Genomic DNA, 15902 nt, shown 5'->3' with positions numbered 1-15902 from the left:
ACTGTGTATCGGTACCGGGTGGATTCCTATGGAGGCTCACATGGCGGCATGGACGTGGCGGTTCGAGAAGGCCGACGGGGCGGAGGTCCAGCCCGCGGTGCAGCCCGACGACTTCACCACGCAGGGGGATGCCGAGTCCTGGATCGGTGAGCACTGGAAGACCCTGCGCGAGGGGGGCGCGGACCAGGTCCGGCTGTTCGAGGACACGACGCAGGTCTACGGGCCGATGAACCTGCACGCGGAGTAGCTCCGCCGCGGGCCGTTCTGCGGGCCGTTCCGCCGGTGCGGGGTGCGGGCCTTGCCTTGGGGCCAGGGCCCTGAGCCATCGAAGGCGCCCTAACCCCGCACCCCGCACAGGTGCAGCAGAGCCGCGACCCCGCGGTACGGATCCGTCCGCCCGGCCCGTTCCTCCGCCGCCAGCAGCGCGGCCATGTTCTCGGGGTTCTGAGGGACAGGGGCGTCGTCCGACGCGAGGTCCGTGAAGATCCGGACGCCGTACCAGGTGTGGAGCGGGGCGCCGATGCCCGCGAGGGCCGACGTGAGGGCGTTCAGACGGTCGGCGCGGACGTCGACACCCAGTCGATTCGTGGAGGCGGTGGTGTCGAAGGAGGCCAGCGCCGTCGCCCAGTCCCCGGCCAGTCCCGGCCGCATGGCGAGCGCGTCCCCGTTCCGTACGAGGAGCGAGATAAGCCCCCCGGGCGCCAGCATCCGGGCCAGGCCCGCCAGCAGCGCGTCCGGGTTCTCGACGTACATCAGCACCCCGTGACACAGCACCACGTCGAAGCTGCCCGGCAGGAAGTGCACGCCCGTGTCCCGGCCGTCGCTCTCGACCAGCCGGACGCGGCTGCGTATCCCCTCGGGCTCGGCGGCGAGGGCCTCCCGGGCCAGGGCGAGCATCGTCGCGTCCTGCTCGACACCGGTCACCTTGTGACCGGCCCGGGCCAGCCGCAGCGCCTGGGTGCCCTGGCCCATGCCGACGTCCAGGACCCGCAGCCGCTGCCCGACGGGGAACCGCTCGGTCATCTGCTCGTCGAGCTGCCGGGCCACCAGCTCCTGCCGTACGACATCACGCAGCCCGCCCGGCCCGCTGTGCCGGGTCTGAGCCGCGTCCTCGGAGAAAGACGTCGTGCTCAGGGCCGCTCTCCGCGCTTGACCTGCGGCTTCGGCAGCCGGAGGCGACGCATCTGGAGGGTACGCATCAGGGCGTAGGCGACGGCTCCGCGCCTGTTCTGGTCGGGGAAACGCTCGGTCAGCTGCTTCCTCAGCCGGAAGCCGATCCAGATCGAGTCGACCACGATCAGCACGATCACGAAGAGCCACAGCAGCAGCGCGATGTTCTGCAGCGACGCCACCCGCACCATGCTCAGCACGAGGATGATCACGGCCAGCGGCAGGAAGAACTCGGCGATGGAGAACCGCGAGTCCACGAAGTCACGCGCGAACTTCCGCACCGGGCCCTTGTCACGGACGGGCAGGTAGCGCTCGTCACCACCTGCCAGCGCCTGGCGCTGCTTCTCCAGCGCGGCCCGGCGCTCGTCCCGAGCGCGCTTGGAGGCCTCCTTGCGCGTCGTCGGCGTGTTGGCGACGCTGCGGCGCTGGGCCTGGGCCTCACTGCGCTTGGGCGTGGGGCGGCCCTTGGGGGCCTGCGGGTCACGGGTCTGGGGGGAGTCGGTCACCGGCGCCTTGTCGGCCGCACGGTCCTTCTCGCTCTTGGCACGGCTACGGAACACAAAACCCAAGGGTACGGGGTTCCCTGGCATGGACCGCAGCCGGGCGGGGAACGATCCGGCAACACCGCTCGTCAAGTAATGGGGACAGAGTGGCCTGAAAAGGAAGGCCGGCGGTGGCCCGCTCCGAGGGAGCCTGAGGAATTCGGGGACCTACTCCCGTACACAACCCCGGGAGACACCTACTCCCTACGCCGGAGCAGTGCCGTACGCAGTCGTCCTTGGGGATGAGCGCATCCGTCCCCGAACAGTGCGGTAATGGATGCAGACCCCGTACCGTGGGATCTGTTGTAGTCGCTGGAGCTGGAGTCCGTCAGAAGGGGGCGCGCGAAGCCCATGAGCGGTGTCATGAAGCGTATGGGGATGATCTTCCGCGCGAAGGCGAACAAGGCCCTTGACCGGGCCGAGGACCCGCGCGAGACCCTCGATTACTCGTATCAGAAGCAGCTGGAGCTGCTCCAGAAGGTGCGTCGCGGAGTCGCCGACGTGGCGACCTCGCGCAAGCGCCTGGAACTGCAGCTGAACCAGCTCCAGTCCCAGTCGTCCAAGCTGGAGGACCAGGGCCGCAAGGCGCTCGCGCTGGGCCGGGAGGACCTGGCCCGTGAGGCGCTGTCGCGCCGTGCCGCGCTCCAGCAGCAGGTGACGGACCTGGAGACACAGCACCAGACGTTGCAGGGCGAGGAGGAGAAGCTCACCCTCGCGGCCCAGCGCCTCCAGGCGAAGGTGGACGCCTTCCGCACCAAGAAGGAGACCATCAAGGCGACGTACACGGCGGCCCAGGCGCAGACCCGGATCGGCGAGGCCTTCTCCGGCATCTCCGAGGAGATGGGCGACGTCGGCATGGCCATCCAGCGGGCCGAGGACAAGACGGCCCAGCTCCAGGCACGAGCGGGCGCCATCGACGAACTGCTCGCCTCGGGTGCCCTGGACGACTCCTCCGGCATGGCCAAGGACGACATCCAGGCCGAGCTGGACCGGCTCTCCGGTGGTACGGATGTGGAGCTGGAGCTGCAACGCATGAAGGCGGAACTGGCGGGCGGCTCGTCCTCGCAGCAGCAGGCGATCGAGGGCGGTACGGGCACGGGGAACGCCTCCCGTACACAGTCCACACAGTCCCAGCAGGACACCCCGGAGACTCCGCGTTTCGACAAGCAGTGACCGGCTGACGGTCCGCGTCCCACGCCTGAGGAGGGCGACATGATCGTACGGATCATGGGGGAGGGGCAGGTGAGGCTGGACGACAGCCACCTCACCGAACTGAACAAGCTCGACGAGGAACTGCTGGTGGAGGTGGAGAGCGGCGACGGTCCGGGGTTCCGGCGCACTCTCCACGCCCTTCTGGACAAGGTCCGCGAACTGGGCACGCCTCTGCCGGATGACGCCCTGGAGCCCTCCGAACTCATCCTCCCGTCTCCGGACGCGAGCCTTGAGAAGGTCCGCGAGTTCCTGCACGAGGAGGGTTTGATCCCGGGCTGACCGCGGCGCCACCCGCGCGACGGTCTGATCCTCCGCCCCCGCCGCCGCCCCTACCCGTCCCAACCCAGGGGCTCCGCCCCTTCGCCCCACCAGGGGGGCGCCCCCTGGCCCCGGGTCGCCTCCGCCCCGGTCCCCCTTTTCGGGGGCTCGGCCCCGGCCCGCACCCCGGGCTCTGCCCGAACCCGCCTCGGTCGGGGCTCCGACCTGGCCCCGGCTTCGGGGCTGTGCCCCGACCTCATTGCGGGGTTGCGTCCCGGCTCCCCTTTGAGCCCGGTCCAGCGCCTTCCAGCCCGTCCGGCGTTCGAGGACGAGGCCGTTCAGGCCGATGTATGTCCCCCTCAGCCCCGGACGACTCACCAACCTCAGCCACTGCCCACCCCCCGAGAGGGTCTGGGGGCGAAGCCCCCACGAGGGTGCCCCAGCACCGGGTACCGCCGACACCCGTTCCGCCCCCGGCAGGGCCCCCGTACCGTGTGAAGGCGTGAGCACCCTCCTCCGCGCCCGCCACTGGCTGAAGGCGCACCCCCTGGCGCTGGACGCGGCGCTGGCGACCGCCGTGCTGGTCTGCATGCTGGCCGGTTCGTTCGTCGACCCGAACGCCGAGCGCGGCGCGAAATGGGGTGCCCGCACCCCGGACGCCCTCGGCGTCACCCTGATGACGCTGAGCGCGGTCGCCCTCGTCCTGCGCCGCCGCGCCCCCAGGACCGTACTGGCGGTCACCGTCGCCCTCTCCGTTGTCGCGCTCACGACCGGCGAGCCCCGCGCCCCGGTCGCGATGTCCGCCGTGATCGCCCTCTACACGGTCGCCTCCACCACCGACCGCCCCACCACCTGGCGCGTCGGCCTGCTCACCATGACCGTCCTGACCGGCACCGCCATGCTCGCCGGCCCCCTGCCCTGGTACGAACAGGAGAACCTCGGCATCTTCGCCTGGACCGGCATGGCCGCCGCCGCCGGAGACGCCGTACGCAGCCGCCGCGCCTTCGTCCACGCCATCAGGGAGCGCGCCGAACGCGCCGAACGCACCCGCGAGGAGGAGGCCCGCCGCCGCGTCGCCGAGGAGCGTCTGCGCATCGCCCGCGACCTGCACGACGTCGTCGCCCACCACATCGCCCTGGTCAACGTCCAGGCCGGAGTCGCCGCCCACGTCATGGACAAGCGGCCCGACCAGGCGAAGGAAGCCCTGGCCCACGTCCGCGAGGCCAGCCGCTCCGCGCTGGGCGAACTCCGCGCCACGGTCGGCCTGCTGAGACAGTCCGGCGACCCGGAGGCCCCGACCGAGCCCGCCCCCGGTCTGAACCGGCTCGACGAACTCGCCGACACCTTCCGCAACGCCGGCCTCCCCGTCGAGGTCGCCCGCTCCGACCTCGGCACCACCCTCCCGGCCGCCGTCGACCTCGCCGCGTACCGCGTCATCCAGGAAGCCCTCACCAACGTCCAGAAACACGCCGGACCCGAAGCGAAGGCCGAGGTCAGCGTCGTACGGGTGGGACCGAACATCGAGGTCACCGTGCTCGACAACGGCACCGAAGAACACAAGCCCGTCGAGGAAAGTGACGGTGGTGGCCACGGGCTGATCGGCATGCGGGAACGCGTCACCGCTCTCGGCGGCAGCTGCACCGCGGGCCCCCGCTACGGAGGCGGCTTCCGCGTCCATGCGATCCTGCCCGTCAAGACGAGTACCGCCCGGCCTGACGACACAGCGTGACCGCCGCGGGCAGGACCGTACGACCGTCCCAGCTCAGAGCGCCCCAGGCCCAGAGCGACCCAGCCCAGAACGACCCAGGCCGACGACCGGGGGAACACCACATGACCATCCGCGTCCTGCTCGCCGACGACCAGGCGCTCCTGCGCAGCGCCTTCCGTGTGCTCGTCGACTCCGAGCCGGACATGGAGGTCGTGGGGGAGGCCTCGGACGGGGCGGAGGCCGTGGAACTCGCGCGGGCGGAACGGGCCGACGTCGTGCTGATGGACATCCGCATGCCGGGCACGGACGGGCTCGCCGCCACCCGGCTCATCACCGCCGACCCCGCGCTCGCCCATGTCCGCGTGGTCATGCTGACGACGTTCGAGGTCGACGAGTACGTGGTGCAGTCGCTGCGGGCGGGCGCCTCCGGCTTCCTCGGCAAGGGCTCGGAACCCGAGGAACTGCTGAACGCGATCCGGGTCGCGGCGGGCGGCGAGGCGCTGCTGTCGCCCGCCGCCACCAAGGGGCTCATCGCCAGGTTCCTCGCCCAGGGAAACGGTGCGCAGGACGAGGGCCGCGACCCCGCCCGCTCCGAGCGCCTCGCCTCCCTGACCGGCCGGGAGCGCGAGGTCCTCGTCCAGGTCGCCGGCGGCCACTCCAACGACGAGATCGCCGAACGCCTCGAAGTGAGCCCACTGACCGTGAAGACGCACGTCAACCGGGCCATGGCCAAGCTCGGCGCCCGCGACCGGGCCCAGCTCGTGGTCATCGCGTACGAGTCCGGACTCGTACGCCCAAGGGTGGACTGAGCTCCACCCGGGCGTACTGCGGCCGGAGTACTGGCCGATCAAGGAAATGGACCTGGGGCCTACGAATCGGCGTCCCGGGATGGCTCATGGTGTAGGGGCGGGTCCTCACCTGTGCTTCACATGTGCCGGTGAGCTTCACCCGCGCCGTGCGCTTCGCGCTCGCTCACTCGCTTCTGCCGCTCCCAGAAGAAAGACCCTCACCCATGTCCTGGCTGTCCCGATTCAGCCTCGCACAACGGGCCCTGATCGGCCTGATGTCGATCATCGCGCTTGCCTTCGGGGCGATCGCGATACCTCAGCTCAAGCAGCAGCTGCTGCCCACCATCGAACTGCCCATGGTGTCCGTCCTGGCGCCGTACCAGGGCGCGTCACCCGACGTCGTCGAGAAGCAGGTCGTCGAGCCCCTTGAGGACAGCCTCGAAGCCGTCGACGGCATCACGGGCGTCACCTCCACGGCCAGCGAGGGCAACGCCCTGATCATGGCCTCCTTCGACTACGGCCCCGGCACCGACCAGCTCGTCGCCGACGTCCAGCAGGCCGTGAACCGGGTTCGCGTCCAGCTCCCGGACGATGTCGACCCGCAGGTCATCGCCGGTTCGACGGACGACATCCCGACCGTCGTCCTCGCCGTCAGCTCCGGTTCGGGCCAGGACCAGCAGGCCCTTGCCGACAAGCTGGACCGGACCGTCGTACCCGACCTGAAGGCCATCGACGGCGTCGGCCAGGTGACGGTCGACGGCGTACGGGACCTCCAGGTCGCCGTCACTCCCGACGACAAGAAGCTCGCCGCGGCGGGCCTCACGCCGGCCGCGATCGGCCAGGCCCTGCAGTCCGGTGGTGCGACCATGCCGGCCGGCTCGTTCGACGAGGGCGGCTCCAACCGCACCGTCCAGGTCGGCGGCGGCTACACCTCGCTGAAGCAGATCGAGGACCTGATGGTCACCGGTCAGGGCGGCCAGGGCGGCCAGGGCGGTCCGCGTGCCGCGAAGCCCGTACGCCTCGGTGACGTCGCCACCGTCAAGGAGCAGGAGGCCCGCGCCACCTCCATCACGCGCACCGACGGCAAGCCGAGCCTCGCCGTCAGCGTCACCATGGACCGTGACGGCAGCGCGGTCGCCATCTCGGACGCGGTCAAGGACGCATTGCCCGGCATGCGCAAGGACCTCGGCTCGGGCACGGACATCACCGTCGTCAGCGACCAGGGCCCGGCGGTTGCCAAGTCCATCAGCGGCCTCACGACCGAGGGCACCCTGGGTCTCGTCTTCGCGGTCCTCGTCATCCTGGTCTTCCTGGCGTCGATCCGCTCGACGCTGGTGACGGCGGTGAGCATCCCGCTCTCCGTCGTCCTGGCCCTGATCGTCCTGTGGACCCGCGACCTCTCCCTGAACATGCTCACGCTCGGCGCGCTCACCATCGCCATCGGCCGGGTCGTCGACGACTCGATCGTGGTCCTGGAGAACATCAAGCGCCACCTCGGGTACGGCGAGGAGCGCCAGGAAGCGATCATCAAGGCGGTACGGGAGGTCGCGGGCGCGGTCACGTCCTCGACGCTGACCACGGTCGCCGTGTTCCTCCCCATCGGCCTGACCGGCGGCATGGTGGGCGAGCTGTTCGGCTCGTTCTCGCTGACGGTGACGGCGGCGCTCCTCGCCTCCCTCCTGGTGTCGCTGACGGTCGTCCCGGTGCTGTCGTACTGGTTCCTGCGCGCCCCGAAGGGCACGCCCGAGGACGCCGAGGAGGCCCGCCGCCAGGCGGAGGAGAAGGAGGCGAAGAGCCGGCTCCAGCGCCTCTACGTCCCGGTCCTGCGCTTCGCGACGCGCCGCCGCCTGACGAGTGTGGCGATCGCGGTGGTGGTCCTGATCGGCACCTTCGGCATGGCGCCGTTGCTGAAGACGAACTTCTTCGACCAGGGCGAGCAGGAAGTCCTCAACGTCAAGCAGGAGTTGAAGCCGGGCACGAGCCTGGCGGAGACGGACGAGGCGGCGCAGAAGGTCGAGAAGATGCTCGCGGGCATCGACGGCGTCAAGGACTACCAGGTCACGATCGGCTCGTCCGGCTTCATGGCGGCCTTCGGCGGCGGTACGGACACCAACCAGGCGTCGTACACGGTCATGCTGGAGGACACGGCCTCGGCCGAGGCCGTCCAGGGCCGTATCGAGGAGGGGCTCGGGAAGCTCTCCGGGATCGGTACGACGACGCTCGCGGCCGGGGACGGCTTCGGCAGCCAGGACCTCAGCGTGGTCGTGAAGGCGGCCGACGCCGACGTGCTGCGCAAGGCCGCCGACGAGGTCCGCGACGAGGTCGCGAAGCTCGACGACGTCACCGATGTCACGAGCGACCTGGCGCAGAGCGTGCCCAGGATCTCCGTACGGGCCAACGAGAAGGCGGCCGCGGCCGGCTTCGACAACACCACCCTCGGCGCGGCCGTCGCCCAGGCGGTACGCGGCACGACGAGCGGCAAGGCGACCCTGGACGACACGGAGCGCGACATCGTCATCAGGTCGGCGAAGCCGGCGGACACGATGGACGAGCTGAAGGCCCTCCGTCTGGGTGCGGTGAAGCTGGGCGACATCGCGGACGTGAACCTCGTCGACGGCCCGGTCTCGATGACCCGTATCGACGGTCAGCGGGCGGCCACCATCACGGCGAAGCCGACGGGTGACAACACGGGCGCGGTGAGCGCGGACCTCACGGCCAAGCTGAACGCGCTGAAGCTCCCGGCGGGCGCCACCGCCGAGATCGGCGGCGTGTCGCAGGACCAGGACGAGGCGTTCACGAACCTGGGCCTGGCCATGCTGGCGGCGATCGCGATCGTGTTCATGCTCCTGGTCGCCACCTTCCGCTCCCTGATCCAGCCGCTGATCCTCCTCGTCTCGATCCCCTTCGCGGCGACGGGCGCACTCGGACTGCTGGTCGCCACGGGTACCCCGATGGGCGTCCCCGCGATGATCGGCATGCTGATGCTCATCGGCATCGTGGTGACGAACGCGATCGTCCTGATCGACCTCATCAACCAGTACCGCAGGCAGGGTTACGGCGTCGTGGAGGCGGTCATTGAGGGAGGCCGCCACCGCCTGCGCCCGATCCTCATGACGGCCCTGGCGACGATCTTCGCGCTCCTGCCGATGGCGATGGGCATCACGGGCGAGGGCGGCTTCATCGCCCAGCCGCTGGCGGTGGTGGTCATCGGCGGCCTGATCACGTCGACGCTGCTGACGCTTCTCCTCGTCCCCACGCTCTACGCCATGATCGAACTCCGCAAGGAGCGGCGGGCGAAGAAGAAGGCGGACAAGCGGGCGAAGAAGTCCGGCGAGCCCACCCAGCCGACGCCGACCGCGGACGAGCCGGAGCCCGCGGGCGTGTGACGGTGCTCTGAGTAGCTGACGGCCGGGTCTCGTACGGAGACCCGGCCGTCAGTCTCTTACTACTCAGACTTCACGAAGCCGACGAACGTGTCCCAGACGGCGGCTGGGACGACGAGTACGGGGCCGTGGGGCTTCTTGCTGTCGCGGACGGGGACGAGGCCGGGGAAGTCCTCGGTGATTTCGACGCAATCGCCCCCGTTGGCGTTGCTGTAACTGCTCCGGCGCCACTGGGCGGAGCTCAGCTCGGGGGTGTGTCGCATGGCTTGTAGTCCTCCATCGCCTGTCGGATCAGCTCCGCCGAGGTGGTCGGTGGGAGGGCGTTGGCGCGCAGTACTTCATAGTGCCGCCGCCACTTCTTCGCCGAGTCCCGGTCCTCGTAGAGGTGGCCGACCTCGATGCCCTCCTCGTAGGCCATGGTGGAGCTGTTGGGAAGCGTCAGCAGGGTCAATGTGCCCCCCAACAGGTAGTGCGCACCAGCGCCGAAGGGCATCACCTGGACCTTGCTGTCCGGAGTATCCACCTGTTCGAGCAGCCGGGCCAGTTGTTTGAACATGCATTCCCTGCTGCCGAGCTGTCGTCGCAGGACGGATTCGTCGATGATCGCCCAGCGCAGGGGGCGTTGGGCGGAGCGCAGCCGGTCCTGCCGTGACAGGCGTGCGTTGACGCGTTGCTCCACCTCCTCCGGGGTCAGGTCCTCTCGGAGGCTGAGCTGCGCGTGGGCGTACTCCTGGGTCTGCAACAGCCCTGGGACGACATGCGCCACAAAGGTTTCGACGACCTCCGCCTGGGCCTCGAAGTCCATGAACCGCCGGTACTGGTCCGGATGGGCCTCGCGCTTGGCCAGTTCGTACAGCCCGTGGAAGTGCTTGTCCGAGCCGAACGCCGCGTCCAGCCGGTCCGGCAGATCCGGCGGCGGCATCAACTCCGCCGTCTCGATGCGTGCGAGCGTGCTCTTGCTGGAGTTGACGATGCCCGCGAGCTGTACGAGTGACAGGCCCGCGCTCTCGCGGTGGCGGCGCTGCTCGGCGCCGAAGTAGTGGCGCGCGGACAGGTACGGGGTCAGTGTCTGCGGCTTGAACGTCATCGGTCTCGCCTTCCTGCGGTTGTCGTCCCGTTCTCAACGTCGGGACGGGGCACTCCTGTTGTGGCCATATGTCATACAGCGACGATGGCAACACAAACAGTAACGGCGTTCAGGTCCGCAAACGGACCGGTTCGAAGGGAGCGGCACAGATGGTGATGCGAGACGGAACGGGCACCCCCTTGCGGCTGCTGCCGTGGACCACGCCGGACGGACGCCCCTGCTACCTGAGCGCGGAGGATCCCGGCAGCCGACTGTCCCGCATGGCCGATGAGTTGGAGGCGGAGCTGCTCGGCTCGGCCGCGTACGTACTGGCCGCCGCAAGGCCGCTGCTTGACGAACCCGGAGTGGGGAAACGGGAGTTGCGCTTCACGGGCGTACGACTGGCCGAGGCGCTGGGGGATGCGTTGCGGATCGCGGAGAGCAGGGGCGCTCGGTTGTCGGAGGAGTGAGTGGCTCCTCTGCCTCGGACCTGTTGTCAGTGGCCTGCGGCATGATGCGAGGCATGTGACGGCCCGTACGGCAGAGGGTCCCGGAGGCCGTCGGCGACGAAGGGGGGTGCCGTGCGCAGGCCGGTCACAGGCGAGGTGCATGTTCACTACAGTCAGATCTATGTCGAGAGTGATCCGGACAGCGTGATCCCGGACCTCTCCGAGGCGTTCGCAGGCCAGAGCGCGGGGCTGTGCGGGGCCGCGTTCCCGGGTGTGCTCTGGCTGATCACCGGACTGCACACGGGCAGCGTCGGCTTCATCGTCGAGGTCCACGACGAGGCCCCTCCGCTGGAACCGGTCTGGGAGGACGTGGTGGAGGTGTCCTTCTGCCCGGTGTCGGAACGCACGAATTTGGTGCAGTGGGCGGGCGAGGCCGCATGGGACCTGGATCTCGCCCGGACCGACTACCGGGTGCGATACTGCGCCCGGGGGATGGACGAGGGACGAGCGCTCGACACCAGAGGGGCCGGGCAGCCACAGGCGGACAGCTACCTCCTGCAGTTCTGGCCCGCGCCGCCCCGACCGGACCGCGTGGTCCGCCAGACCTCGCGGAACGCCGCGTACTGGCACCGCTACGCGCGCGAACTTCCGCCACCACCCACACCCGAGCAGCGCGCCGAGACCGAACGCCTGGCCCGCCAGGCGGAGGAACGGGCCGCAGAGGAGCGGCGACTGCACCGCGAGCAGTGGGAGTGGGGCGGACGGCTGCCGAGCGAGAGGCTGCGCGGTGTCGGCGGCAATGTCCGCGGTCTGCTCCGCTTCGACAGCGACTTGGTGCACGCGCTTGATGCCGCGAGTCCCGAGGTCCAGCGTGCGGTGGCGTCGCTGGCCGCACGGCGGGCCTGCGAGGCGGCGGGCCTGACCGACGTGCCGTGGGTCTCCGAGGCGCTCACCGCGTTGACGGGGAGACGTCCGCTGCCGCCGCTGTTCGACGACGCGGCCCGGCTGCGGGAGACCCTGCGCTCCGACCCGCGGGTCCCGAAGCAGTCGGTGTTCGAGGCGATACCTCCCGAGCGACCGCCATACCGCCCACCGACGCCCCCGGCGGCGGCCGGGTGGAAGTGGGTCCCGGCCGTGGAGTCGGGGGACAACACGCGAAGGCGGCGGGGCCTCGGCCGGGCACTGGGCGCTTTGGTACCGACGGTGCCCGCCGACGAGAAGCTGACACCGACCGGAGCCGTGGGGCACGCCGCCGCCGTGGTGGTGCATGCCTCCGGCAATCCGCGCGGCCCCGAGCGGATCTCACAGCCGCACTTCGCTCTTCCCGCCGTGCTTGCCGCCGCCGAGCCCGCCCCGCTGAGGGCGGCACTGGACGCGGTGTGGCACGCGGTGAACACGTACGGCGAGCACTACCCAGCGCTGCTGGAGGAGATCCGGGTGGCGTGCGCCGAGCAGGTGGGGGAGTAGGCAAAACGCGGGCGCCCCTTCCGTAGGGGCGCCCGGCATCGGCGTACGGCGGTGGGAAGGACGCTACGGCAGTGCCAGCATCCGCTCCAGTGCCAGCTTCGCGTACGTCTCGGTCTCCTTGTCGACCTGGATGCGGTTGACGAGGTTGCCCTCGGCCAGGGATTCCAGGGCCCACACCAGATGCGGCAGGTCGATGCGGTTCATGGTGGAGCAGAAGCAGACCGTCTTGTCGAGGAACACGATCTCCTTGCCCTCGGGCGCGAAACGATTCGCCAGCCGCCGGACGAGGTTCAGCTCCGTGCCGATCGCCCACTTGGAGCCCGCCGGGGCCGCCTCCAGGGCCTTGATGATGTACTCCGTGGAGCCCACGTGGTCCGCCGCCGCCACGACCTCGTGCTTGCACTCGGGGTGGACGAGGACGTTGACCCCCGGGATGCGCTCACGCACGTCGTTCACCGAGTCGAGGCTGAAGCGGCCGTGGACGGAGCAGTGGCCCCGCCAGAGGATCATCTTCGCGGCCCGGAGTTCGTCGACGCTCACGCCTCCACCCGGCTTGTGCGGGTTGTAGACCACGCAGTCGGCCGGCGACATCCCCATGTCCCGCACCGCCGTGTTGCGGCCGAGGTGCTGGTCCGGCAGGAAGAGCACCTTCTCACCCTGCTGGAAGGCCCACTCCAGGGCCCGCTTCGCGTTCGAGGACGTGCAGATCGTGCCGCCGTGCCTGCCCGTGAAGGCCTTGATGTCCGCCGAGGAGTTCATGTACGAGACGGGGACGACCTGCTGGGCGATCCCTGCCTCCGTCAGCACGTCCCAGCACTCGGCGACCTGTTCGGCCGTCGCCATGTCGGCCATGGAGCAGCCGGCGGCCAGGTCCGGCAGGACCACCTTCTGGTCGTCGCTCGTCAGGATGTCCGCGGACTCGGCCATGAAGTGCACGCCGCAGAACACGATGTACTCCGCCTCCGGGCGCGCCGCCGCCTCCCGGGCCAGCTTGAAGGAGTCACCCGTGACGTCCGCGAACTGGATGACCTCGTCGCGCTGGTAGTGGTGGCCGAGCACGAAGACCTTGTCCCCGAGCTTCGCCTTGGCCGCGCGGGCGCGCTCCACCAGGTCGGGGTCGGAGGGGGAGGGCAGGTCGCCGGGGCACTCGACACCGCGCTCGCTCCTCGGGTCGGCCTCACGGCCGAGCAGCAGCAGGGCGAGGGGCGTCGGCTGTACGTCGAGCTCCTGGGTCTGGGCGGTGGTCACTGCACGCACCCTTTCTGTTCTGCGGCTCGCCGGTCCGGGATTCCGGACCGGCGGGACATGCGGGACACCGTTACGGCTTTTCGTCGAATTGACGCTATCTATCATAACCGCTTCACGTCACTTTGACGATGGCCATAGCGTCGATGTGACATGAATCCCGGCGGCCCGCTCGACGGCCCGGCCACGTCGGTTCGGAGCTTCGCCTGGCGGCTCGCGACCGCTCCCGTCCACAGGGCGCTGCCCGCTCCACGGCCCATGTGCGAGCATGAAGAGAGACGCGAAGGAAACCGCCCGGCCCGGAATGAATCCGCGGCCCGGCCGGTTGGACACGTCGGCAAGCAGTCTCCGTACAAACCGGGAGAGATGTAGATGTCCGTATCGGACGAGACCACCACCGTCACCGACGGCATCATCCTGACCGACGCCGCCGCGGCCAAGGTCAAGGCCCTGCTCGACCAGGAAGGCCGTGACGACCTGGCGCTGCGCGTCGCCGTCCAGCCCGGCGGCTGCTCCGGCCTGCGGTACCAGCTGTTCTTCGACGAGCGTTCCCTCGACGGCGACGTCGAGAAGGACTTCGACGGAGTCAAGGTCGTCACCGACCGCATGAGCGCCCCGTACCTCGGCGGCGCCACCATCGACTTCGTCGACACCATCGAGAAGCAGGGCTTCACGATCGACAACCCGAACGCCACGGGTTCCTGCGCCTGCGGCGACTCCTTCAACTGAGCCGCCCGCCCTTCCGGCGCACGCAGCGGGCGTACCCCGCACGCACCCAGCGCGTACGAAGGCGGCGTCCCCCTCCGACGGGGACGCCGCCTTCGCGTGCGTACCGGTGACCTACCTGGCGCTCGGCGCACGGTCGGTGAGGCTCCCCTTCGGGATCTCCTTGCCGTTCGTGCCCACGACCTCCCGGCCGTCGAGCGGCTTGTCCAGCCGCACCGTGCGCTCCATGGCCTTCGCGATCAGGATGCAGACCTTGCCGGACGGCTTCTCGGTCACGGTGACCGTCACCTTTCCGTTCGCCTCGTCCGCCGACGCCGAGTACTCGCCGCACACCCCGCCCCAGAAGCTCACGGTCAGGTCCTTGCCCTTCGCCGTGTAGCCCTCGACCGGGACGTTGCGTGTCTTCGGCGCCGAGCCCGAGGGCTCGCCCGGGGTGAGCGGCGACGGCGTGACCGACGACGGCGGCTCGGGCGCGGTCAGGTACGCCGGGTCGACCGCCGGGTGCGTCACCGTGAAGCCCGCGCCGGCCCCCTCCGGCCGCACCTGGAACAGCCAGGACGGCACGAGCACCGGCCGGCCCTCCGTGAAGCGCGCGGCCAGCCCGAAGACGGCGTCGTCGACGACGGTGACCGGCTCCGGTGCCGGAGCCGCGGTCGCCGCCTCGCACGAAGCCTCGTCCTCGCCCTTCAGTGGTACGGGACTGGCGCAACCGCCGATGCCCTTGCGTGTGCTGCCGCCGGTGGCCTGGCCCCGTCCGTTCATCAGGTCCAGCGCCTTGTCCGCGCCGACGACGGGGTACGTGTCCCCCTTGACCGGTGTCTTCACGTTGCCGCTGCCGCCGGTCACTTGGCCGTCGGCGCCGACCTGGATGCCGGTCGTCCAGCCGTACGTGGGCAGCCCGCCGACCTCGGGCTCGGCGTTCACCGTCCGGACGGCGCCCGCGACCTGGGTGGCGTCCAGCTTCGCCGCGTCCTGGCCGACGGCCTTGAGCACCGGGGCGGCCGCCTCCTTCGCCGCGGCCTCGCTGACCGGGTCACCCCCGGCCGCGGTGCCCGGGGCCGAGGCGCAGACGTCGGCCTTCCGGCAGTTGTCGGTGCCGGGTGCGTACCGGCTGAACGTCCACGTGCCCGGCGCGTCCTTGTTCACCTGGAGGCTCGGCCCGGAACCGTCCTTCGAAGCGCCCACCTTCCAGGTGCCGTCCTCGATCTTCGGGGTTCCCTCGACACCGAGGGCCTTCGCGAGGCGGGCCACCTCGGCCGAGGTCACGTCGCCGGCCGACCGGTAGACGGGCGCGGAGTCCGGGCCGGCGGGGAGGGTGCCGTCGGCGCGGTAGGTCACGCCGTTGGGGTGGGGCTCGCCGGGGGCGATTCCGTTCGTACCGCCCTCGGTGTAGCCGTCGAGGGCCAGCGGCGGGGGAGTGCCGTCGCCGGCCGGGGCACCGGAGTCGCTGCCGCCGCCGGAACCGCCGGTGGTGCTCGCGGTGAGGTAGGCCCCGCCGCCTCCGACGAGCAGCACCGCGGCCGCCACGGAGGCGATGAGCACGGAGGAACGCCCACGCCGGACCTTGGGCTCATCGTCGCCCACAGTGCCCTCGACGCCCTTGACCTCCTCGACGCCGTTGACCTCCTTGACTCCCTTGACCTCCTTGACGCCTTCGGTGGCGTCGGCGCTCACGTCGCTTCCGGCGGGCGAGGGGGCTTTTGGACCCGCGGGTTCCTCGGGGCGCGCGGGCTGCCCGGGGCTCGCAGGCTCCTCGGTGCCCTTGGCCCCGCCGCTGTCGCCCTTGGCCTCAGCGGCCTCGGTGGCGTCGGGTTTCGCGTCGTTGTCGGGTCGCTCGGTGCTCACCGCATCGCTCCTTCAGCTCCACAGCTGTCCCAGGTGACCCGGT

15 protein-coding genes are annotated in these 15902 nt (G+C 70.4%); 9 read left to right on the top strand and 6 right to left on the bottom strand.

The annotated features are described in order from the left end of the window. Positions 1-40 precede the first annotated feature (40 nt). Entirely contained in the window at positions 41-247 is a 207-nt protein-coding gene (locus IE262_RS06980; RefSeq protein ID WP_134032298.1) for a hypothetical protein, read from the top strand. A gap of 89 nt (positions 248-336) precedes the next feature. Here the strand turns inward: IE262_RS06980 and IE262_RS06975 are convergent, their stop codons facing one another. Both IE262_RS06975 and IE262_RS06970 read right to left on the bottom strand, forming a co-directional pair. Beyond that, the gene (locus tag IE262_RS06975; RefSeq protein ID WP_189872076.1) at positions 337-1047 is read right to left on the bottom strand and encodes a class I SAM-dependent methyltransferase; all 711 of its coding nucleotides are present in this window, start codon (positions 1045-1047) and stop codon (positions 337-339) included. A gap of 83 nt (positions 1048-1130) precedes the next feature. Then, complete coding sequence (locus IE262_RS06970; protein WP_134032304.1) at positions 1131-1760, bottom strand: DUF3043 domain-containing protein; 630 nt, start codon at positions 1758-1760, stop codon at positions 1131-1133. Positions 1761-2063: 303 nt separating this feature from the next. Between IE262_RS06970 and IE262_RS06965 the strand changes: the two genes are divergently transcribed. From IE262_RS06965 to IE262_RS06945, 5 genes are all read left to right on the top strand, one after another. Next, positions 2064-2885, top strand: a complete 822-nt coding sequence (locus IE262_RS06965; RefSeq protein ID WP_189872075.1) for a PspA/IM30 family protein — start codon at positions 2064-2066, stop codon at positions 2883-2885. Positions 2886-2924: 39 nt separating this feature from the next. Next, complete coding sequence (gene pspAA / locus IE262_RS06960; protein WP_134032310.1) at positions 2925-3203, top strand: PspA-associated protein PspAA; 279 nt, start codon at positions 2925-2927, stop codon at positions 3201-3203. A 481-nt stretch (positions 3204-3684) separates the two neighbouring features. After that, positions 3685-4911 (top strand): sensor histidine kinase, encoded by a 1227-nt coding sequence (locus tag IE262_RS06955; RefSeq protein ID WP_189872074.1) that lies wholly within the window; start codon positions 3685-3687, stop codon positions 4909-4911. A 101-nt stretch (positions 4912-5012) separates the two neighbouring features. Further along, entirely contained in the window at positions 5013-5699 is a 687-nt protein-coding gene (locus IE262_RS06950; RefSeq protein WP_189872072.1) for a response regulator, read from the top strand. A 203-nt stretch (positions 5700-5902) separates the two neighbouring features. Continuing rightward, positions 5903-9064, top strand: coding sequence for an efflux RND transporter permease subunit (locus IE262_RS06945; protein ID WP_189872070.1), 3162 nt, complete (start codon positions 5903-5905; stop codon positions 9062-9064). A 59-nt stretch (positions 9065-9123) separates the two neighbouring features. Here the strand turns inward: IE262_RS06945 and IE262_RS06940 are convergent, their stop codons facing one another. Continuing rightward, positions 9124-9324: a DUF397 domain-containing protein gene (locus tag IE262_RS06940; RefSeq protein WP_189872068.1), complete on the bottom strand. Its 201-nt coding sequence runs from the start codon at positions 9322-9324 to the stop codon at positions 9124-9126. After that, the gene (locus IE262_RS06935; RefSeq protein ID WP_189872066.1) at positions 9303-10148 is read right to left on the bottom strand and encodes a helix-turn-helix domain-containing protein; all 846 of its coding nucleotides are present in this window, start codon (positions 10146-10148) and stop codon (positions 9303-9305) included. The genes IE262_RS06940 and IE262_RS06935 overlap by 22 nt, the downstream gene beginning before the upstream one ends. 149 nt (positions 10149-10297) lie before the next feature. Here IE262_RS06935 and IE262_RS06930 point away from each other — a divergent pair, with 149 nt between their 5' ends. Then, positions 10298-10597, top strand: coding sequence for a hypothetical protein (locus tag IE262_RS06930; RefSeq protein ID WP_189872063.1), 300 nt, complete (start codon positions 10298-10300; stop codon positions 10595-10597). A gap of 111 nt (positions 10598-10708) precedes the next feature. Beyond that, entirely contained in the window at positions 10709-12043 is a 1335-nt protein-coding gene (locus IE262_RS06925) for a hypothetical protein (RefSeq protein WP_189872061.1), read from the top strand. Positions 12044-12106: 63 nt separating this feature from the next. On the opposite strand, the gene nadA is transcribed toward IE262_RS06925, so the two are convergent. Beyond that, positions 12107-13291: a quinolinate synthase NadA gene (gene nadA / locus IE262_RS06920; protein WP_189872059.1), complete on the bottom strand. Its 1185-nt coding sequence runs from the start codon at positions 13289-13291 to the stop codon at positions 12107-12109. 369 nt (positions 13292-13660) lie between these two features. Here nadA and IE262_RS06915 point away from each other — a divergent pair, with 369 nt between their 5' ends. Further along, positions 13661-14017, top strand: a complete 357-nt coding sequence (locus tag IE262_RS06915; RefSeq protein ID WP_134032368.1) for a HesB/IscA family protein — start codon at positions 13661-13663, stop codon at positions 14015-14017. A 111-nt stretch (positions 14018-14128) separates the two neighbouring features. On the opposite strand, the gene IE262_RS06910 is transcribed toward IE262_RS06915, so the two are convergent. Continuing rightward, a complete protein-coding gene (locus IE262_RS06910; RefSeq protein WP_189872057.1) occupies positions 14129-15859 on the bottom strand; it encodes a hypothetical protein in 1731 nt (576 codons plus the stop codon). Positions 15860-15902: the final 43 nt, after the last annotated feature.

The sequence above is a fragment of the Streptomyces bluensis genome (genome assembly GCF_014650715.1).
Classification (GTDB): Bacteria; Actinomycetota; Actinomycetes; order Streptomycetales; family Streptomycetaceae; genus Streptomyces; species Streptomyces bluensis.
Note: the sequence above shows the minus strand (reverse complement) of the source record. Positions and strands in the feature narration are given on the sequence as shown.